21 protein-coding genes are annotated in these 19,492 nt (G+C 65.1%); 17 read left to right on the top strand and 4 right to left on the bottom strand.

All coding sequences use genetic code 11. The annotated features are described in order from the left end of the window. Positions 1–23: 23 nt before the first annotated feature. Positions 24–476, top strand: coding sequence for a PaaI family thioesterase (locus tag R3E82_16555; protein ID MEZ5552496.1), 453 nt, complete (start codon positions 24–26; stop codon positions 474–476). Between the two features lie 236 nt (positions 477–712). Then, entirely contained in the window at positions 713–2,137 is a 1,425-nt protein-coding gene (locus tag R3E82_16560; protein MEZ5552497.1) for an IS1380 family transposase, read from the top strand. 403 nt (positions 2,138–2,540) lie between these two features. On the opposite strand, the gene R3E82_16565 is transcribed toward R3E82_16560, so the two are convergent. Together R3E82_16565 and R3E82_16570 are read right to left on the bottom strand one after the other, a co-directional pair. Further along, a complete protein-coding gene (locus R3E82_16565) occupies positions 2,541–3,767 on the bottom strand; it encodes a cytochrome P450 (GenBank protein ID MEZ5552498.1) in 1,227 nt (408 codons plus the stop codon). Between the two features lie 14 nt (positions 3,768–3,781). After that, entirely contained in the window at positions 3,782–3,976 is a 195-nt protein-coding gene (locus R3E82_16570; GenBank protein ID MEZ5552499.1) for a ferredoxin, read from the bottom strand. Between the two features lie 105 nt (positions 3,977–4,081). On the opposite strand from R3E82_16570, the gene R3E82_16575 reads away from it, so the two are divergent. Genes R3E82_16575 through R3E82_16635 form a run of 13 tightly spaced genes read left to right on the top strand, consistent with a single transcriptional unit; the run spans position 4,082 to position 17,157 of the window. Beyond that, positions 4,082–4,846, top strand: coding sequence for an IclR family transcriptional regulator (locus tag R3E82_16575; protein MEZ5552500.1), 765 nt, complete (start codon positions 4,082–4,084; stop codon positions 4,844–4,846). Next, the gene (locus R3E82_16580; protein MEZ5552501.1) at positions 4,843–6,033 is read left to right on the top strand and encodes a nitronate monooxygenase; all 1,191 of its coding nucleotides are present in this window, start codon (positions 4,843–4,845) and stop codon (positions 6,031–6,033) included. The genes R3E82_16575 and R3E82_16580 overlap by 4 nt, the downstream gene beginning before the upstream one ends. Then, positions 6,030–7,148, top strand: a complete 1,119-nt coding sequence (locus tag R3E82_16585) for an amidohydrolase family protein (GenBank protein MEZ5552502.1) — start codon at positions 6,030–6,032, stop codon at positions 7,146–7,148. The genes R3E82_16580 and R3E82_16585 overlap by 4 nt, the downstream gene beginning before the upstream one ends. Before the next feature lie 44 nt (positions 7,149–7,192). Beyond that, the gene (locus R3E82_16590; protein ID MEZ5552503.1) at positions 7,193–8,302 is read left to right on the top strand and encodes an acyl-CoA dehydrogenase family protein; all 1,110 of its coding nucleotides are present in this window, start codon (positions 7,193–7,195) and stop codon (positions 8,300–8,302) included. Between the two features lie 10 nt (positions 8,303–8,312). Then, a complete protein-coding gene (locus tag R3E82_16595; protein MEZ5552504.1) occupies positions 8,313–9,563 on the top strand; it encodes an acyl-CoA dehydrogenase family protein in 1,251 nt (416 codons plus the stop codon). Continuing rightward, positions 9,563–10,411, top strand: coding sequence for a MaoC/PaaZ C-terminal domain-containing protein (locus R3E82_16600; protein ID MEZ5552505.1), 849 nt, complete (start codon positions 9,563–9,565; stop codon positions 10,409–10,411). Before R3E82_16595 ends, R3E82_16600 begins: the two co-directional genes overlap by 1 nt. Further along, the gene (locus tag R3E82_16605) at positions 10,408–11,211 is read left to right on the top strand and encodes a thioesterase family protein (GenBank protein MEZ5552506.1); all 804 of its coding nucleotides are present in this window, start codon (positions 10,408–10,410) and stop codon (positions 11,209–11,211) included. The genes R3E82_16600 and R3E82_16605 overlap by 4 nt, the downstream gene beginning before the upstream one ends. Before the next feature lie 2 nt (positions 11,212–11,213). Beyond that, positions 11,214–12,383 (top strand): CaiB/BaiF CoA-transferase family protein, encoded by a 1,170-nt coding sequence (locus R3E82_16610; protein MEZ5552507.1) that lies wholly within the window; start codon positions 11,214–11,216, stop codon positions 12,381–12,383. Positions 12,384–12,394: 11 nt separating this feature from the next. Then, positions 12,395–13,204: an enoyl-CoA hydratase/isomerase family protein gene (locus tag R3E82_16615; protein MEZ5552508.1), complete on the top strand. Its 810-nt coding sequence runs from the start codon at positions 12,395–12,397 to the stop codon at positions 13,202–13,204. Next, complete coding sequence (locus tag R3E82_16620) at positions 13,201–14,301, top strand: hypothetical protein (GenBank protein ID MEZ5552509.1); 1,101 nt, start codon at positions 13,201–13,203, stop codon at positions 14,299–14,301. Before R3E82_16615 ends, R3E82_16620 begins: the two co-directional genes overlap by 4 nt. Then, positions 14,298–14,747 (top strand): zinc ribbon domain-containing protein, encoded by a 450-nt coding sequence (locus R3E82_16625; protein ID MEZ5552510.1) that lies wholly within the window; start codon positions 14,298–14,300, stop codon positions 14,745–14,747. Before R3E82_16620 ends, R3E82_16625 begins: the two co-directional genes overlap by 4 nt. Positions 14,748–14,781: 34 nt before the next feature. After that, entirely contained in the window at positions 14,782–15,981 is a 1,200-nt protein-coding gene (locus R3E82_16630; GenBank protein ID MEZ5552511.1) for an amidohydrolase family protein, read from the top strand. Positions 15,982–15,990: 9 nt separating this feature from the next. After that, entirely contained in the window at positions 15,991–17,157 is a 1,167-nt protein-coding gene (locus R3E82_16635) for an acyl-CoA dehydrogenase family protein (GenBank protein MEZ5552512.1), read from the top strand. On the opposite strand, the gene R3E82_16640 is transcribed toward R3E82_16635, so the two are convergent. After that, a complete protein-coding gene (locus tag R3E82_16640) occupies positions 17,120–17,368 on the bottom strand; it encodes a hypothetical protein (GenBank protein ID MEZ5552513.1) in 249 nt (82 codons plus the stop codon). The genes R3E82_16635 and R3E82_16640 overlap by 38 nt on opposite strands. A gap of 240 nt (positions 17,369–17,608) precedes the next feature. Beyond that, a complete protein-coding gene (locus tag R3E82_16645) occupies positions 17,609–18,193 on the bottom strand; it encodes a MarR family transcriptional regulator (GenBank protein ID MEZ5552514.1) in 585 nt (194 codons plus the stop codon). Between R3E82_16645 and R3E82_16650 the strand changes: the two genes are divergently transcribed. Together R3E82_16650 and R3E82_16655 are read left to right on the top strand one after the other, a co-directional pair. Further along, positions 18,192–19,049 (top strand): alpha/beta hydrolase, encoded by an 858-nt coding sequence (locus R3E82_16650; protein MEZ5552515.1) that lies wholly within the window; start codon positions 18,192–18,194, stop codon positions 19,047–19,049. The genes R3E82_16645 and R3E82_16650 overlap by 2 nt on opposite strands. After that, complete coding sequence (locus tag R3E82_16655) at positions 19,046–19,477, top strand: PaaI family thioesterase (GenBank protein MEZ5552516.1); 432 nt, start codon at positions 19,046–19,048, stop codon at positions 19,475–19,477. The genes R3E82_16650 and R3E82_16655 overlap by 4 nt, the downstream gene beginning before the upstream one ends. Positions 19,478–19,492: the final 15 nt, after the last annotated feature.

Below are 19,492 nucleotides of genomic sequence, written 5' to 3' on the forward strand. Positions count from 1 at the left end.
ATTCTCCAGATAAGGAGCAGATTGTGAACGATTACAGCATACCCGTTGCCGACGTACCCTTCAGCCAGAAGATCGCGGACGGCTTTCTGGCGAACCGTGGCGGCGCTGGCGGCTTGCACGAGTATCTCGGCTTCAGAATCACGGCGGCCGGACCGGGCACCATGAGTGGAGAGCTCGACGTGCGCGAGGAACTGCTCACACCCTTCGGCAACATGCACGGCGGTGTTCTGTCGGCATTCTGCGACCACATGCTCGGATGCGTCTGCTATCCGGCAATGAAGCCGGGGCAGTGGGCAGCAACTACAGAATTCAAGATCAACCTGACCGCCCCCGTCAGCAAAGGCACGGTCGGTGCCACTGCCCGAATCATCAACATGAGCCGAACACTCGCCGTCGTCCACATTGCCGTGGTCAATGAAGGGCGTCTCGCCGCCGTCGCGCAAGGCAGCGTAACGATCCGCGATCCAAAGAAGTAACGTAAAGCGAAAGCAGCATAAGGTGCCGCGCGCCCGAGGCAACGAAAGCCGAGCCCCGGACGCGCAACCAGGTTCCGCGTGGAGGAAAGAGAGAGTTCTGGACCCAAACTGTCGCGACTTAGTAAGTACGCTTATTTTCTAGCCCGGAAAACTCACCGCCCCTATGGAAATAGGCCTCTCTCTGTTGCATAAAGTAAGAGCCGCCAAGCACTTACCCACAACAGAACGAGAGGCCTATGACGACAGAGTGTATTCCCTGCCAGTTGGAATTTCACGCGTTGGGAACGCGAGAAGTTGTGGGTCGCTTCGATGGCGGTCGCATCACTTCGGACGGCGGCGGACTGCTGCTACGCGAGGTTGATCACCGGCTCGGCTTATCGGATCGGCTGGCTCGGTGCTTCACCGACTATCGCAATCCGAACAGCATCGAACACGGCGTGCTGTCGCTGGTCGCGCAGCGGGTTTACGGGTTGGCACTGGGCTACGAAGACCTCAACGATCACGACACACTGCGCGCCGATAGCGTGCTGGCGCTGCTGGTCGGTAAACGCGACCTGACGGGCGAAGACCGCGAGCGAGAACGTGACAAAGGCAATCCGCTCGCTGGGTCGAGCACGCTGAACCGGCTGGAACTGACGACACCGGAATCGGCCAAGTCCGACCGCTACAAGAAGATCGCGGCCGATCCGAAGGCGTTCGATCGTCTGCTGGTGGATCTGTTCATCGAGTCCCACGACAAGCCGCCGCGCGAGATCTGGCTGGATCTGGATGCGACGGACGATCCCCTGCACGGCAACCAGGAAGGGCGGTTCTTCCACGGCTACTACGGTTGTTACTGCTATCTGCCGCTGTACATCTTCTGCGGCGAGCACCTGCTGTGCGCGCGACTGCGGCCGTCGAATCAGGATGGTGCTACGGGCAGCGTCGAAGAGCTCGAGCGGATCGTTACGCAGATCCGTGCCCGCTGGCCGAAGACACGGATCGTGATCCGCGGCGACTCCGGGTTCTGCCGCGAGGCGATCATGCGCTGGTGTGAGAAGAACCGGGTCAACTACTTGCTCGGCCTGGCCCGTAATGCGCGACTGAATCGGGTCCTGGGCGAGGCGATGGAGGCGGCACGCATCGAGCATGCCCGCACCGGCCGGCCGGCCCGTCGCTTCCGTGACTTCCGCTATCGGACGCGCAAGTCCTGGTCCGCCGAACGGCGGGTGGTGGGCAAGGCGGAATACCTGCCGAACAAGGCCAACCCACGGTTCGTGGTGACAAACCTTCCGATCCGCCAGGCCGGTGCAAAGCGCCTCTATGAGAAGCTCTACTGCGTACGCGGTGAGATGGAGAACAGGATCAAGGAGCAGCAGTTGGGGTTGTTCGCCGATCGCACCAGCACTGCGACCCTGCGGGCCAATCAACTGCGCCTGTACTTCTCCTCCTTCGCCTACGTGCTGATGCACGGGTTGAGAAGGTTGGGGCTCGCCGGCACGCAGCACGCCAAGGCGCAGTGCACGACCATCCGGCTGAAGCTACTGAAGATCGGTGCGCGGGTGCGCATTACCGTGCGCAGGGTCTGGCTGTCGTTCTCTGATGCCTATCCGTACGCCAGCGACTTCGCACAGATCCTGGCCAACCTCCGTCGTCATCCCGCCTGGCCGCCGCCCGGATAGCCATTGCCGTGATTGCCGCGTTCGCTTGTCAGTATTTACGACTGACAGGGAGACCTACGCTCCGACGAATGCCAAAGTGCCTCCAGAGCCCGACTCAGACCTCGCGCAACGACGCAAAGGCCCTCGTCGGCGACCTAATCGGCCTATGGGCCCGCTCGAACCACCCGGTCCACGGCAAAATGAGCGCCGAAGGCGCGCTGAACTGAAATCGGTGAGCTAAGCGGGCTAGGTGGCTGTCGAGAGGAGGAACGCCTACTCCCTTTGCAACCATCTTTCGAGTGAGTGATCCTGGACGGAGGGCCTTGTGTACGGCCACTCACATAGTACTACCCTCCATCCGACGGCCGCCCACCGGTGGTCGGTGGTACCTAACCACCGCCAACGCTCTCCTCGCCGATCGGCCTCAGTCCAGCCGCAGCCGTACCTTCAGGTGCTTGACGCCCCCGATGAATCCCGATCGCAGCCGCTCAGGCGGTTCGATGAGCTCAATCTCCCGCATTCGTGCGAGCAATGCTTTGAAGATGGCCCGCAGCTCGTTGCGCGCCAGATGCGCGCCCAGACACAGGTGCTCACCGATGCCGAATCCGATCTGCGGATTCTTGTCGCGCCGAACGTCGAATCGCATCGGCTCGGAAAAAACGGTCTCATCGCGATTGGCAGAGGGGTAGAACAGCGTCAGGTGCTCGCCCGCCTTGATGGACACGTCGTGCAGGGTGACGTCGCGGTTCGGTGTACGGCAGAAGTGAATCACCGGACTGGTCCAGCGCACCATCTCTTCGACCAGCGAATCGAGCAGCTCGGGCTGCTTCTGCACCAGTTCGAGCTGGTCGCGATGCTCCATGAGCGCCAGCACGCCACCGCTCGTGGCATTTCTCGTCGTCTCGTTGCCTGCCGCGATCAGCAGAAACAAGTATGACAACAACTCCAAGGGCGGAAGATACCGACCTTCGATCTTCGCGGTGGCCAGCACCGTCGTCAGGTCATCGCGCGGATGCTTGCGGCGGTCTTCGACGAAGTCGTTGCAATAGGCGAACACCTCCTCGATCGCGCGCTCCGCCAGTTGCCGACCGCTCGTTCCGTCCTCACGCCGAAACTCAGGGTCGTTCGCGCCGACGATCTCGTTCGTCCACCGGAAGAACTGGTCGCGATCCTCCTGCGGAAGCCCCATGAGCTCCGCGATGACGGCCAGCGGCAGGATCGCCGACACGCGCGTGACGAAATCCATCTCCGTCTCGTCCGCCACGCTGTCAAGCAGAACCTCCGCGACGTGATCCAACCGGTGCTGATCCTCGTTCAACCGGCGCTTGGTGAAGTACCGGCTCATGAGCTGACGGTAGATACGATGGTCGGGCGGATCCATGTTCAATAGCGTCCGCACGCGTGAGATCAGGTCTTCCTCGGCCTCCGGCTGAACGGAGAGCAGTGGCGCGTTCTCGAACACGCTCGGCTGCTTGGAGATGTTGACTATGTCCTCGTAGCGGGTGACCGCATAGAAAGGAACCAGCTTCGGGTGCTTGCAGTAGGCGATGGGACGGTCGCGACGCAATTCGGCCCAGAACTCGTGGGGGTAGCCATTCTGCTGGTAATAGTCGGGATCGATGATCTCGATGGGAGCCGTCGGTGTCTGCATGTCGTCCTCCAGTGTCATTCGTCGGTCACGGTAATGGCGAGCCTTGGGCAGAGCTGGGCCGCCGCTTCCACCTTGGCCCGCAGTTCCTCACCTGGATGCTCCTTCAGCAGCATCAGCTTGTCGTCGTCCGTGAGCTGAAACACCTCCGGGCATTCCATCACGCAGAGTGCGTTCGCTTCGCACAGCTCCATATCAACGATCACCTTCATGATCATCTCCCTGATCCCATAAACCTGTTGTACTTTCGCACATATGTGTTAAAAGTAAAGCCGTTGCGTCAGCCGGCGATATCCGCCCCCGGGAAGGAAGGAATCTTGCCACCGCCATCAGCCAACGTCGTCAAGTCCGCGGCACGTGTGCTGGAGATCTTCGAGCTCTTTGATGAGCTGCGCAGGCCAGTGTCGATCAACGAGGTCGCCGAACACCTCCGCTATCCGCATTCCAGCGCCGCCGCTCTGCTGCGTAGCCTGGAAAGTCTCGGTTACCTCGAGTACGACTCGACCGAGAAAGAGTTCTTTCCGAGCATCCGAATTTCGATGCTGGGACAATGGGTCGAGCATGAGAGTCTGCCGGTCAAGGCTGTGCAGAGGCTCATGCAGGAGCTGCTCGATGCCACGCAATGCACGGTCATCGCCGCCATCCGGTCCGGCGTGCACGTGCAGTACATCAAGGTCCTGCAGGGCACAACGGCCATCCGTTACCACGTCAAGCCGGGCACCCGAAGGCTGCTTCACGCCTCCACACTGGGTCGTGTGCTGCTAAGCCAGTACGACCCACCGGAAGCCGAACGCCTGCTCCAACAATCCATGGCCCGAGACCCGGACTGCAAGGCGTCACGCGATGACCTGCGGCGCGCGATCAAGCAGGCGCGAGAGCACGGCTTTGCCGTCTGCACAGGACTGATCGTACCCGGCGCCACCATGGTGGGCGTGCCGATGAACCTGGACCGGGGCGGCCGGCCCGCCGCCATCGGTCTCGCCGCGCCCGAAGAGTGGATCGCCACGAGGCGCCAGGAGCATCTCACCGTGCTTAGAAAGACGCTCGACCGATACGCTACGCCTGCGGAGAAGCGCGCGTGAGCGCGCCCTCGACCATCCCGGCCATGCCTCAACCGCGCATAGAGACGCGTCTGTGCCAGTTGCTGGGGATTCAGCACCCTATCGTGCTGGCCGGCATGCCCGGAGTCGCCGGCCCAGAACTCACTGCCGCCGTGTCCAATGCCGGCGGATTGGGAATGCTGGCTGTTCATGCTGGTACGCCGGACGAGCTTCGCGCCCTGATCCGCCGCACCCGCGAACTCACCGACAGACCGTTCGGCGTCTTCCTCACCCTGCCGGATTCCCGGCCCTACGGATTGCCGCGCCCCGGACAGCGTGCCCGCCTCCCCGCAGACGAGCTGGTCGACTGTCTCGAATTCGCCGAATCCTTCATGGAGCAGCACGGTCTCGACCATCAGGACGAATCCGGACCGCCGGGCGTGATCCCACTATGCACGCCCGCATTTCTCGATGCCCACCTCCAGGTAGTGATCGAGGAACAGGTACCTGTCTTCGCTGCCGGCCTGGGAACGCCGCTTCCCGATCTCAAGGTACTCCACGATCACGGAATCCTGGTGATCGCCCCGGCCGGAACTGTCCGGGACGCGGTGCAGCTGGCAACCGCCGGTGTCGACGTGGTCGTCGCTCAGGGCCACGAGGCCGGCGGACCGAACGCACCGGTCGGTACCCTGCCGCTCGTCCCTCAAGTCGTCGACGCCCTCGGACCCGGACTGCCCGTGCTGGCCGGTGGCGGCATCGGTGACGGGCGCGGTGTCGCAGCCGCGTTGATGCTCGGTGCACAGGGCGCGTGGATCGGCACTGCATTTCTTGCGGCGCGCGAGGCCCGCCTGCCGGACTTTCAACGACGCGCGCTGATTGGTGCCGGCGACGACTCCACGGTCGTGACCCGATCCATCACCGGTCAGCCGCTGCGAACATTGCGCTCGCGCTGGACCGACACGTGGGAGCGCACCGAGCTCGAGCCGCTCGCCGCACCCTACCAGGCCCGGATATCCGGCCCAGTGCTGGCAGCCGCCCTCAGCAGCGGCCGCGCGGACGTCCACCCGGGCACCGCAGGCCCGGCCGCCGGCTTTATCCGATGCATCCGGCCTACCGAAAATATACTCGCCGACCTGGTATCCGGCGCACGCGCGGCTCTCGATCGACCATTCGACGTCGGCGTTCACCCTACCCCCCTCGTTCAACAGCTTCGTAGGATACCCTCATGAATTACCCCATCATCTCCGCGGACTCCCACATCACGGAAGCTCCGAACACGTATACCGACTACATCGACAAGCAATGGCGCGACAAGGCGCCGCGCATCGTGACGACCGAGAGTCAGGGCGACGTGTTCGTCATTGACGGCATGGAGCGCCCCATCGCGCTCGGCCTGGTCGCCGCCGCCGGCAAGGATCCCGACGACCTCGCCGAAGGCGGGGTTCGGTTCGACGACCTGCATCGCGGAGGTTGGGATCCACACGCTCGGCTCGCCGAGCAGGATCAGGACGGCGTGGCGGCAGAAATCATCTACCCAACGGTCGGCATGATGCTGTGCAACCACAGCGACTTCGCCTACAAAGATGCCTGCTTCGCGGCCTACAACCGCTGGATTGCGGAATACTGTGCCACCCACCCGGCCCGTCTGCTGGGCTGCGGTCAATCGGCTGCGACGAACCCACAGCGCACGGTGGAAGATCTCCGGGAGATCAGGAGGTTGGGCCTGCGGGGGGTCATGCTTTCGGGAAACCCGGGGGAGAAAGACTTCGACGACCCGGTCTGGAACCCGGTCTGGGAGGCGGCCATCGAGCTCGGTCTGCCGGTGTCGTTTCACATTCTGACCATCCGGGGGTCGAGCCACTTCCGCGGTCCGCGCATCAACAGCTTCCTGTCCATCATCCGCGGCAACCAGGACATCATGGGGACGCTGATCTTCGGGGGCGTATTCGAACGTTACCCCGATCTGAAGGTCGTCTGCGTGGAAGCGGACGCAGGCTGGGTCCCCCACTACATGTATCGCATGGATCATGCGTACAAGCGACACCGCCGTTGGCTCGCGCCCGGCGTCACGCTGTCGAAGTTGCCGAGCGAGTTCTTTGCCGATCACATCTACACCACGTTCCAGGACGACTGGGTGGCCTTTCGCTCTGCCGATCAGATGAACTGGCGCCGGCTGATGTGGGCCAACGACTTCCCCCACTCGGATTCGACCTGGCCTTGGTCACAGGAGATGCTGGCCGAGCACACGGCTCAGCTCACCGACGAGCAGAAACGCGCCATCCTGTGCGACAACGTCGCCCAACTATATGGCATCGACCTCGGCACGCTGCGAGCCGCGGCCTGAGTCAGGGTCCGGTTCAGCCGATCGAAGACAACATTGGAGGACTGATGCATTTTGGACTGAGCGAAGAACAGACGATGCTCCAGGACATGCTGCGCCGCTGCCTGGGGGAGCGTCTCGATCTGGAGACATTGAAGCGCACGGCCGGCCAGCCATGCGACCCGGATCTGTGGCGGGCGCTGGTGGAGCTCGGCGTCACCGGGGCGTTGATTCCGGAAGACCACGGCGGCTCCGGGCTCGGCATGCTGGAGGCGGAGGTGATTGCTGAATCCATGGGGCGGTCGGTGGCGCCCGCCCCCTATCTCGGCACCGCGGTGCTGGCGCCGCTGGCTTGGCAGCTCGCCGGCACACCTGAGCAGCGGGAGCGACATCTCGCACCGATTGCGAGCGGCGAACATCGCTACGGCGTCGGCCTCACCGAGGTCGCTGGAGCACCACGCCACTTCGGCAAGGTAACCCTCGAGGACAATCGCGCCTGGGGACGCTGCTACTTCGTGCTCGATGCGAGCGACGCCAGCCATTTTCTGCTGACCGCCAACGCAGATACGCTGGTAGTCATCGAGCGTGATGCGGAAGGCGTGTCGATCGAGATGCTGAACGACGTCGACCGTACCCGCGGTTTTGCCGTCGTCGGCCTGGAGCGCACGCCGTTCGAGACCGTCGGCGAATCTGGAGGGGCGGCACAGGCCATCGACGCCCTCCTGGCCGCGGGGCGGCTGATGCTCGCAGCCGACACCTTTGGCGCCGCCGAGGCCATGCTGTTCCGGGCCCGGGATTACTCGATGGAACGCTTCCAATTCGACCGCCCCATCGGCTCGTTCCAGGGCGTCAAGCATCTCCTGGCTGACATGGTCACCGATCTCGAGCCGTGCCGCTCGCTGATCTGGTACGCCGCCCACGTCTTCGACGAACAGCCGGCGGAGCGGGTCCTGCACGCCTGTCACGCCAAATCCCTGGCCTCCGAGATCGGCAAGTTCATCGCCCGCTCCTCGATCGAGATTCACGGCGGGATGGGCTTCACCGAAGAGCTGGGCCTGCACCTCTGGTACAAGCGCATCGAAGCGAATCGCCAGCTGCTCGGGGGCCCCGAAACCGTCCGCCACGCCGCTGCCGTCGATCAGGGCTGGGTCCAGCCGCTGACCGCCACTGCCACTTGAGGAGTCTTTCATGGATCTGAGCTACGGCCCGGAGTACGACGAGTTTCGCGCTGAAGTTCGCGAGTTCTGCCGTAACCATCGTCCGGCGAAGCATCGCAGCCGCGGCATACCAGGCGTCACCGAGCGTCCGAACCCCGACGTGCTGGCCTGGCAGGCCAAGCTCATCGAGCACGGCTACGCCGCTCGCACCATCCCCAAGGAGCACGGCGGCTACGGCGCCAAGCCCGACATCATCGAGAGTCGCATCATTCAGGAGGAATTCCTGGCCGCCGGCCTGCCCCTCGGGCTCAGCAATCAGGGCATCTCGATGCTGGTGCCGACCCTGCTGGAAGTAGGTACCGCGGAACAATGCGCCGCCTACATCCGCCCGACCATCTATGGCGAGATGATCTGGTGTCAGGGTTATTCCGAGCCTGGCGCCGGCAGTGACCTCGCCAGCCTGCGCACCCGAGCGGAGCTCGATGGCGACGACTGGGTCATCAACGGCCAGAAGATCTGGACCAGTTCCGCCCACGTCGCCGATATGTGCTTCATCCTCGTGCGCACGGAACCGGAAGCGCCGAAGCACCACGGTATCAGCTATCTGCTGATGCCCATGGACCGGCCCGGCATCGACATCCGTCCGCTCGTCACCATGACCGGAGACGCGACGTTCAACGAGGTGTTCCTCAACGACGTGCGCATCCCGGCAAAGAACATCGTCGGTGCCCGCGGCCAGGGCTGGCACGTGGCCAACGTGACGCTCAAGTACGAGCGCGGCATGCTCGGCAGCGCCGATCAGGGCCAGAGCGGCATCAAAGGCCTGGTGGAGCTGCTCCAGGAGGAAACTGTCGGCTCGGGCAGGGCCATGGACCTCGACCACTACCGCGACCGGCTGCTCAGGCTTCAGGGGCGTACGCTGGCCAACAAGTACCACGGGATGCGGCTGCTGTCGCAATCGATCAACGGCGAGCAGACCGGCACGGAGGGTTTGATCACCAAGCTCTCGGCAACCGAGCTCGCGTACGACATCTATTCCCTGGGCGTGGACGTGCTCGGCGAGACCGGCACGCTCTACAACGGCAGCCCCTACCAGGCCGAGCGGGATTGGCAGAAAAGCCTGCTCGGCTGCTTTACGGGCATCATCGGCGGTGGCTCCGCAAACATCCAACGCAACATCATCGCCGAACGTGGTCTGGGGCTGCCGCGTGAGCCGCAAGTGCGGTTCGACAACGGTCGCTGGGAGATGATGCCGTCCGCGAGCAACAAGGGAGGTAACTGATGGCCGCAAAAGCGCTGTCGCCTGACATGGTGGGGACCGAGTTCGAGCCCACCACGGTAAGCTGGAACGAAAAAGACGTGATGCTCTACGCCCTGGGAGTCGGCGCACGGCCGAGCAGAGATCTCGATTTCATCTACGAAGGGCGGGGGCCCAAGGTGCTGCCGACTTTCGCCGTCATTCCCGGGATGCGGGCCATGGGCAGCATCAACAAGGTGGTGGAGCTCCCCATCGCGCGGATGCTGCACGGAGAGCAAGGCATCACGTTGCACCGGCCGCTTCCGCCAAGCGGCGAGCTGACCATGACCAGCCGAATCTCGGAGATCTGGGACAAAGGCAAGGCGGCCGTCATCGGCGTCACCGCCGATTTCAGCGACGCCGACGGCATCGTATTCTCGACACACTCCACGCTGTTCTGGATCGGCGGCGGCGGGTTCGGCGGCCAATCCGGGCCCAGCACCCGCGACCTCAATCAGCCGCCGGACCGTGCCCCCGATCACGAGGTACGGGACGTGACGAGGGAGGAACAGGGTGCAATCTATCGTCTGAGCGGCGATCGGGTCGCGCTGCACATCGATCCCGAGTTTGCGGGGAAGGCGGGCTACGACAAGCCGTTCATGCACGGACTGTGCACTTACGGCTTCGTCGGCCGCGCCGTGCTGCACGAGTTGTGTGGCAACGACCCCGCGAACTTCGTGAGTCTCGAGGGGCGATTCTCCGAGCGCGTGGAGTTCGAAGACGAGATCATCACCCGCATATGGGTCGAGGAACCGGGCAGCGCCGTCGTGCAGGCCGTGACCCAGGACGGCAAAGTCGCGCTGTCCCAGGCTCGGGCCCGGTATCGCGCGTGAGCACGTTCGCCAACCTGTTCCAGGCCCGCCGACAGAATGGATCCTGGACCTTCGAGCTCGAAGCACGGTTCAACGGCGCCTTCGGTGGCACCAACGGCGGCGTTGCGGCGGCGGTCTCGCTACACGCCGCCCGCGGCGAACGGCACGGACTGGTGCCTGCAGCCATCGATTGTCATTTTCTGAAGGGCTGCCGGCCCGGCACGGCAACCGTGACCACACGGCCGCTGAGCGAAGGCCGTACGCTGACCGTGATCGCTACCGAGACGCGCGACCACACGGGATCGCTCTGCACCACGGCGCTGGTGACTCTGGTGAATGCCGACCGGCTCGAGCAGGCTCTCAGGGTTCTACCGACGATCTGCGTACCCGCCGACCACTCCGCGGAGCCGCTGCCATGGCGACAGCCGGCAGGCCACCCAATCCCGTTGATCGACACCTTCGCACCCGAAATCGTCGCCAGTTCCGGCGACAGCACGACGACCCGCATCCGTCTGGGGTTCGATGTCCGGGGAGCGACCGCCGAGGCGGTGTGCATCGCCGCCGACATCTCGGTCGGGCCGCCGGTGGGCCGGGCAGTGAGCGGGCGTGCGTCGTTGCCGAATCCGAACCTGGCCCTGCGCTTCTCCGGCGCCAGCTATGCAGGATCGCATCTGCAGAGTTACTGCCGGCTCGCCCAGATCGAGGCTGGCCTCGCGTGCACCGAGATCCGGGTAGGCAGCGACGAGATGCTGCTCGGCACCGGCACCTCCATGACCACGTGCCTGCCGCTGCCCGGATCCAGCGGCCGAGGCGGCGGATAGACGTGGCCGGACCGCTCGCAGGCGTGCGCATCGTCGAGATGGCCGGCATCGGCCCCGGGCCGATGTGCGCAATGCTGCTCGCCGACCTTGGCGCCGAAGTCGTCCGTGTCGACCGCGTGGCGCCCGCCGATCTCGGCCTGCCGCGGGAGCCGGCGGCGGATCCCCTGCTGCGCGGCCGCCGCTCGGTTGCCGTGGACCTCAAGCAGCCAGAAGGGGTGAGCACGGTCATGGCGCTGGTGAGCCGGGCGGATGCCTTGATCGAGGGCTTCCGCCCGGGGGTGATGGAGCGGCTCGGCCTGGGGCCGCAGGCCTGCCTCGCCGAGAATCCCCGTCTGATTTACGGTCGCATGACGGGCTGGGGGCAGGACGGCCCTCTTGCCCAGGCGGCCGGGCACGACATCAACTACATCGCGCTGGTGGGCGCCCTGGATGCCATCGGCCGCGAAGGCGAGCCGCCCGTTCATCCCCTGAACCTGGTCGGCGACTTCGGGGGCGGTGCGCTCTATCTGGCCATGGGCGTGCTCGCCGGCCTCATCGAAGCCGGCCGCTCCGGTCAGGGTCAGGTGATCGACTGCGCGATGACAGACGGCGCCGCGTCCCTGATGACGCTCTTCTACGGTATGAAGCACGCCGGGCGCTGGCGCGAGCGCCGCGGCACCAATGCCATCGATGGCGGCTCGCACTTCTACAACGTCTATGAGACCCGCGACGGCAGGTACGTCTCCGTGGGCGCGATCGAGCCGAAGTTCTACGCCGAGCTGCTCGACAAGCTGGGGCTCGACGCCGCGGACCTGCCCCCTCAACACGACCGCACTGCCTGGCCGGAAATGAAGGCGCGGTTCGCCGCCGTTTTCTGCACCCGGACCCGGGACGAGTGGTGCGAGTTGCTCGAGGGCAGCGATACCTGCTTTGCGCCGGTGCTGAATCTCTCGGAGAGCCTCGAGCACGCGCACAACCGGGCACGACACACGTTCGTGTCCCCGGGCGGCGTGCCGCAACCGGCGCCGGCGCCCCGCTTCAGCCGCACGCCCTGCGAGCTCACCCGGCCGCCCGCCGCGTCCGGCGGGGACTCCCGCACGGTGCTGCTCGACTGGGGGTTCGATGCCGATCGCGTGCGGCGCCTCGAAGAGGCGGGGGTGATTCGCCAGGCCCCCGAACCGCCACCGGACTGAGGAGACGATTCATGCGCAAGCTCGGCCCCTACCCACTGCTGGACGTGACCCTGGACCACGACCACGTCGCCACCGTCGAGCTGCGGAACGGCGACCACAACCATTTCAACATGGACATGCTCACCGGCCTAGCGGACGCTTTCGAGGCGCTGGACGAGGAGCCGGAGTGCCGGTCGATCGTGCTCGCTGCCGCCGGGCGGGCCTTTTGTGCCGGCGCCGATTTTCAGGGCGGACGCCAGGGGGCCCAGCCGGCAGGATTGCGCAGCTCGCGCGGCGACGGCGTCGACGGACACCTCTACGCGCAGGCGGTCCGACTGTTCGGCAATCGCAAACCCATCGTCGGAGCCATCCACGGTGCCGCCGTCGGCGGCGGGCTCGGGCTCGCCCTGGTGCCCGACTTCCGCGTCGGCTGTCCCGAGTCACGCTTCAGTGCCAACTTCACGCTGCTCGGCATCCATCCCGGGTTCGGCCTGAGCTATACGCTGCCCCGCCTGATCGGCGTGCAGGCCGCGTGCGACATGTTTTATACCGGCCGCCGGGTGAAAGGTGATGAAGCGCTGGCGCTCGGGCTGCTGGACCGGCTGGTCAGCCGGGACCACGTTCGCGAGGCCGCGCGGCAGAAGGCGCTGCAGATTGCCGCGGCAGCGCCGCTTGCCGTGGTCTCGGTGCGGCAGACCCTGCGCGGGCATCTCGCCGACGAGGTGCGGCAGGCCACGGCGCACGAGCTCGAGGAGCAGAACTGGCTGCTCAAGACGGCGGACGCGCGCGAAGGCGTGCGCGCCGTGGCCGAGCGCAGAACCGGGAGGTTCATCGGACAATGACGACGTCAGCCGCCGGGGAGCGGACCCTGCGAGGCCGCGCCGCCATTGCCGGCGTGGGCGAAACCAACTACTACAAGCGGGGCGCCGCCGAGGATCCGGAATTCGTGCTGGCACTGAAGGCGATTCTGACCGCGGCGCAGGACGCCGGCATCGATCCGCGCGAGATCGACGGCTTTGCCTCCTACAGCAACGATCGTAACGACCCCTCCCGGCTCGCCGTCGCCACCGGCATGGCTCGCTGCGTGGTGGTGTTCCGCGCCCTGGCCCAGGGCCAGTTCGCCCGCTTCGGCCAGGGGCCCAGGCTTCCGGGCGTCTCGGGCGAGCCCGCCTATACGATGCCCTACGGGCTGATGTCGCCGGCGCAGATGTTCTCCATGCGTTGCATGCGCCACCTGCACGAGACCGGCGTGAGTCGCGACACCTACAAGGCGGTATCCCTGGCCGCCTATCACCATGCCCAGAACAATCCCCGGGCGGTCATGCATGGCCAGCTCCTGTTCCCTGAGGCCTACGACGAGGCGCGGTGGATCGTCGAGCCTCATCGCCTCTACGACTGCTGCATGGAAAACGATGGCGCGGCGGCGCTCATCGTGGTGCCCGCCGAACGTGCCCGTGACCTGCCGAACACGCCGGTGTACCTGCTGGGCGCCACCACCGGGTCCGAGCACCGCGCCGGTGCCCCATGCCACAACGCGCCGTTGTACGCGACCGCCTGCTTCACCACGCTGGCGCCGCGGCTCTATGAGATGGCCGAGGTGACGCCCGGGGACGTCGACGTGCTGCAGAGCTACGAGAACTTCACCGGCGGCGTGGTGATGTCCATCATCGAGCACGGCTTCTGTACGCCCGAGCAGGCAAACGAGGTGCTCACGTTCGAGAACCTGATTGCGCCCGCCGGCCGGCTGCCCCTCAATACCAGCGGCGGCAACCTGGCCGAGTGCTATATGCATGGCCTCGAACTCGTCATCGAGGCCGTGCGGCAGATCCGTGGAGATTCCCCGAACCCGGTATCCGGCGCCCGGGTCTCCATGGTTACCTCGGGACCCATGGTCACCCCGGCGAGCAACGCCATCTTCGGCAGCGAGGAGGTGCTGTGAACGCCGCAGCGAATCATCTGCCCGCGGGCCTGCCCGCGCCGCGTCCGGCCCGCGACGGTCTGGATACGCCCTACTACGAAGGACTGCTGAGCGGCAAGCTGCTGATCCAGCGCTGCACTGCCTGCCGCGGCTGGCAGTGGGGGCCGGAGTGGATCTGCCACCGCTGCCTGTCCTTCGACCTGGACTGGGCCGAAACCGAAGCGGCCGGGCGCATCTTCAGCTGGGAGCGGGTCTGGCATCCGGTGCATCCGGCGCTCGCGCAGCACGGGCCGTATCTGGTGGTGCTCGTAGAACTGCCTCAGGCGGACCACGTCCGGCTCGTCGGCAATCTGCTGGGCGACCCCCACCAGCCGGTGCCCATCGGCGGCGCCGTCGAAGGCGTTTTCGAGCATCGCCCTGACGGAGAGCCGCCGTACACACTGCTGCAATGGCAGCTCACAGGTTAGCCAACCTGTACTTCCCGAATTCAGGAGGATAGACATGGAAGCGAGAAAGATCGAAGTCAACGAACCGAACCGCTGGCGCCTCGACACGCCGGGTGCCGAAGGCTGGCCCCGAACTGCGCGGCCCACGGAACCGGACAAGCTGTTCGTGGTCTCCGCCGACGGCCACGTCAACGAGCCGTCCAACCTGTTCTACGACCGCATGCCCGAGCGCTTCAAGAGCCGCCTGCCACGGGTGGAAACCGACGAGAAGGCCGGCAAGTGGATGGTCTCCGAGGGGTCTCGCCCGACCAAGCTGCGCGAGAGCATGTTCGAAGGTGAAGACCTGGCGCGCAGCCAGGCGGGCCGAGACCCGCAGGAGCGGCTGGCCGACCTCGCCATCGACGGGGTCGACGCGGAGATTCTATTCCCCAACAAAGGCCTCATGATGTGGGCCACCCGCGACGCCGAGTTCGCCCAGACCATGTGCCGAGTCTGGAACGAGTGGGCCTGGGAGACCTTTGCCGACTACAACGACCGGCTCTCACCCATGGCGTGCGTGGCAACCGCCGACATCGAAGGCTCAATGCGGGAAATCGGCCGATGTGCGAAGCTCGGATTTCGCGGCCTCTGCCTGCCCTGCAAGCCCATCTTCGGCCCCCACGATCACGACCACCTGAACTACAACCTGCCGGAGTTCGAACCGCTCTGGGAACTGATCGAAGACGTCGATCTGCCGATCACGTTTCACGTGTCCACCGGCCGCGACCCCCGGGCGTCGAAAGGGCACGGCGGTGCAGTCATCAACTACGTGTCACACTCGCTGTCGCCGACCATCGAGCCGCTGGCCAACCTGTGCGCGTCCGGCGTGCTCGAACGGCACCCGAAGCTGCGGTTCGCCACCATCGAAGCCGGCATCGGCTGGGTGGCATGGGCGCTCGAAGCCATGGACGAGGCCTACCGCAAGCATCACATGTGGGCGCGTCCGAAGCTCCAGGCGCTGCCGTCGGAGTACTACCGCCGCCACGGTTTCTCGAGCTTCCAGGAAGATCCCGTGGGGCTCGCGCTGGCGGAGCCGTTCGATCTGGTGGATAACTTCATGTGGGCCAACGACTATCCTCACCACGAGGGTACCTGGCCGCATTCCCCCGAGGCCATCGAGCGGACCATGAAGGCGCTAGAGCCCGAGTCGCGGGAGAAGATCCTCGGCGGCAACGCGGCGCGGCTGTTCGGGTTCCGGCCCCACACGGCCGGTTGAGAAGGGGTCATGGACCTTCAGCTCACCGCCGAGCAGGATCTCCTCGTCAGCATGGTGCGTCGTTTCGTCCGTGAGGAGATCCTGCCGCTGGAGCTCGGGCTCGACCCCGACGCCGACAGCCTCGATCCGGAAATCCACGCCCGGCTGGTGGGGCTCACCCGCGGCATGGGGCTCTACAACCTCGGCGTGCCGCCGGAATACGGTGGGCCGGAAGTCGATCTGGTGACCCACGTGCTGCTCGCCATCGAGATGAGCCAGCACCGCGCCGGTCTGTACGCGCCCTGCTACGGGGTATTCGGGGGCATGGGCCTGGCGCAGCTATTCGAGGCCACCGACGATCAGAAGGCGCGCTACCTGTACCCTGTCCTGCAGGGGGAAAAACGCGGTTTCTTCGGCCTCACCGAAGCTTCCGGCGGCAGTGACCCGGCACGCGCGATCCGCACCCGGGCCATACGCGACGGCGACGACTGGATCATCAACGGCACCAAGATGTTCATCAGCGGCGCGCACCAGGCCGACTTCGGCCTGGTGTTCGCCCGCACCGACCCGGACAAGGGGCGCGGCGGCATCACCTGCTTTCTGGTCGATACCGACATGCCGGGGTTTCACGTGCGCCGGGTGATCCCGACGCTGCGCGCCGCCCATCCTGCCACCGAGCTGGAGCTGGTGGACGTTCGCGTGCCACATCGCAACGTGCTCGGGGAAGTCAACGGCGGGTTCGCCATCGCCAACGACCGGCTCACCCGACAGCGCCTGCCGTACGCCGCCGGCTGCATCGGGGTCGCCGTGAAAGCACACGAGATGGCCCTCGAGTACGTCCCGCAGCGGGAGACCTTCGGTGCCCCGCTGGCGTCACGCCAGGCGATCCAGTGGATGCTGGTGGACAACGAGATCGACATCCGGCAAGCCACCTGGCTCACCCTGGACGCGGCCCACAAGGCTCAGCGCGGCGAGCCGTTTCGCACCGAAGCCGCCATCGCCAAGCTGGTGGCAAGCGAGGGCGGCGGGCGGGTGGTGGACCGATGCATCCAGATGTTCGGCGGCTACGGCGTGACTAAGGACTTCCCCTTCGAGCGCTGGTACCGGGAAATGCGCATTCGCCGCATCGGCGAGGGGCCGAGCGAGGTGCAGCGGCATGTCATCGCCCGGGATCTGCTCGGCGCGTCGTTGCGCTGATCTCCTGGTCCTGAAGCAGCAGCTCCGCCACCGCTTCCGGGACCTCCATCGGCAGCAGATGACCGCCCGCCATGGTGCTCACCCGGCCACGGGGTATCTTCGCCGCCAGCGCCTCGTAGAGGCCCGGCGGGAAACGGCCTTCAGTGGCGCGGACGATGTGCACTGGCACATCGATGTCTGCAGCCCGGGCGTACAAATCGATGGCGAGCATCCAACAGGCAGCGCGCCAACGACTGCGTCAGCCCGAGCGGCTCATCGCACGCCTTCAGAAACAACGCGCCGCCGTCCGAGCTGCTATCCGGCTGGTCGAAGCAGGCAACCACCGGCTTCGTAAACAGATCCTTGAAGAGCACAGACTGTCGTGTGGTATCGTTCATCCCGCGACGGCCTTCTTGTGCAGAAAAGTGTGTTTGGCGGCTGCTTTTCTAACACAACCAGGCCTTCTCTTTATTCAGAATTCATGAATTTTTCGGGCTAGCAGCTTCAGACGCACACGTTGCAAGCCATTGAGCATGTGCTCACGTTGCCTCGGAGGCAGTTCGCTGAATACCTCATCGTACAATTCGGCTGCCTTGGAACGCATGAGAGGGACCAGCTGCTTTGCAGCATCTGTCACGTAAACCCGATTGGCTCGGCGATCGACCGGGTCGTCGCGTCGCTCCACCAGGCCTGCCCGGGCCAGCCGATCGACGACGCCGCCGATCGTTGCCTTACCGATGTCCAGTTGTTGTGCGAGCTCTGTCTGGGTTAGACCATCTAGGCGGATCAAGTAGACCAGCGCTTGCCATTGTGTGCGGGTGAGCCCGGTCTCGAAGATCTGTCGTTCAAACGCCGCACGTAGCAACCGTGCCACGTCCGCGATCAAAAACCCGGGGTCCTGTTCTGCGTCCCACGTCGCCGCCTTGCGCCACAACGGAACGCCCTCTTCCGCGGAGGAGTTGCGTTTCCCCTGACCCATTGCCGAGAGCCTCTTTGCTGTTGTCGTCATGGTCGTATAGTATTGTAACATATCGTATTTGCAGATACTACTTTTCATGCAGGATGTCACGTTCAACACCCCCTCGGGTCTAGTCATTCGGGGGAGCCGCTGGGGCAACGATAGCGCACCTCCCGTTCTGTTGGGACACGGAGGCGGCCAGACTCGGCACGCATGGAGGCAGACCGCGGAGCTGCTGTCGGAGGCAGGGTGGTTGGCTATCGCTATCGATCTTCGGGGGCACGGAGACAGTGACTGGGCGGCAGATGGGGCTTATCAAATAGAAGCGTTTGCGGACGACCTGATTGCCATAGCGGGTCAGCTCCCCAGCAGGCCGGCGGTTGTTGGCGCTTCGCTTTCGGGGCTGGCGGCGCTGATCGCCGAGGGCGAGGTGACGCCGGGTTCCTTTCGTAGTCTGACGCTTGTGGACATCACCCCCCGGATGGATCCCGTAGGCGTGATGAAGGTCCTCGGATTCATGCATGCGCACCTGGAGGATGGTTTCGCGTCGGTCGACGAAGCAGCAGAAGCCGTCGCCGCCTATCTGCCGCACCGAGACAGGCGGCGAAGTAGCGAGGGCCTGCGACGCTCACTCCGGCGCTGGCCTGACGGGCGCTATCGCTGGCACTGGGATCCGAACTTCATTCGCAATGTCGTCACGACGCGGGAAGAGCGGCGCTTTGAGCGCTTGGAGGAAGCGGCGGCTCGCCTTCGCCTACCTGTACAGCTCATCCGCGGGCGAATGAGCGAGCTGGTGACACCAGAGGCTGCCGAGGCCTTTCTGCAAGTGGTCCCACATGCTCGCTTCGATGACATCTCCGGAGCCGGTCATATGGTTGCCGGAGACAGGAACGACGCGTTTACGGGGGCAGTTCGGGAATTTCTCGAGGGCCTTGAGGGGGAGGGAAACGCGTGACGGATTCGACACTCGGCAGGCTAGACATTGAGCAGGCGCTGCTCAGCTCCCCTTATCACCGCTGGCTTGGGCTCGAGCTGCTTGGCTCGGGGCCCGATGAGACCACAATTCGCTGCGCATGGCGGGAAGAAATGGTCTCGAACCCGCGCCTCGAGTCGACGCATGGCGGAATTTTGGCAGCGCTCGTCGATCTGACAGGGCTGTTTACCCTCTTGGCCGCCGGGGGCGCGGTTACGGCGACCGCTGATTTGCGTGTGGATTTCCACCGGCCAGCGCGTCCAGGCGTCCTTCTTGCGCGGGGCCGCCCGCTGAAGATCGGCTCCCGCATCAGCACGGCGGAGGTGTACGTCTATCAGGAAGACGGAGAACTGCTCGTCGCAAGTGGCCGCGGGGCGTACCTCGCGGCCAGTTCTCAGGCTGTACCCTGAACATGAACAGATTGC

The sequence above is a fragment of the Pseudomonadales bacterium genome (assembly GCA_041395945.1).
In the GTDB taxonomy this organism is placed as follows: Bacteria; Pseudomonadota; Gammaproteobacteria; order Pseudomonadales; family Azotimanducaceae; genus SZUA-309.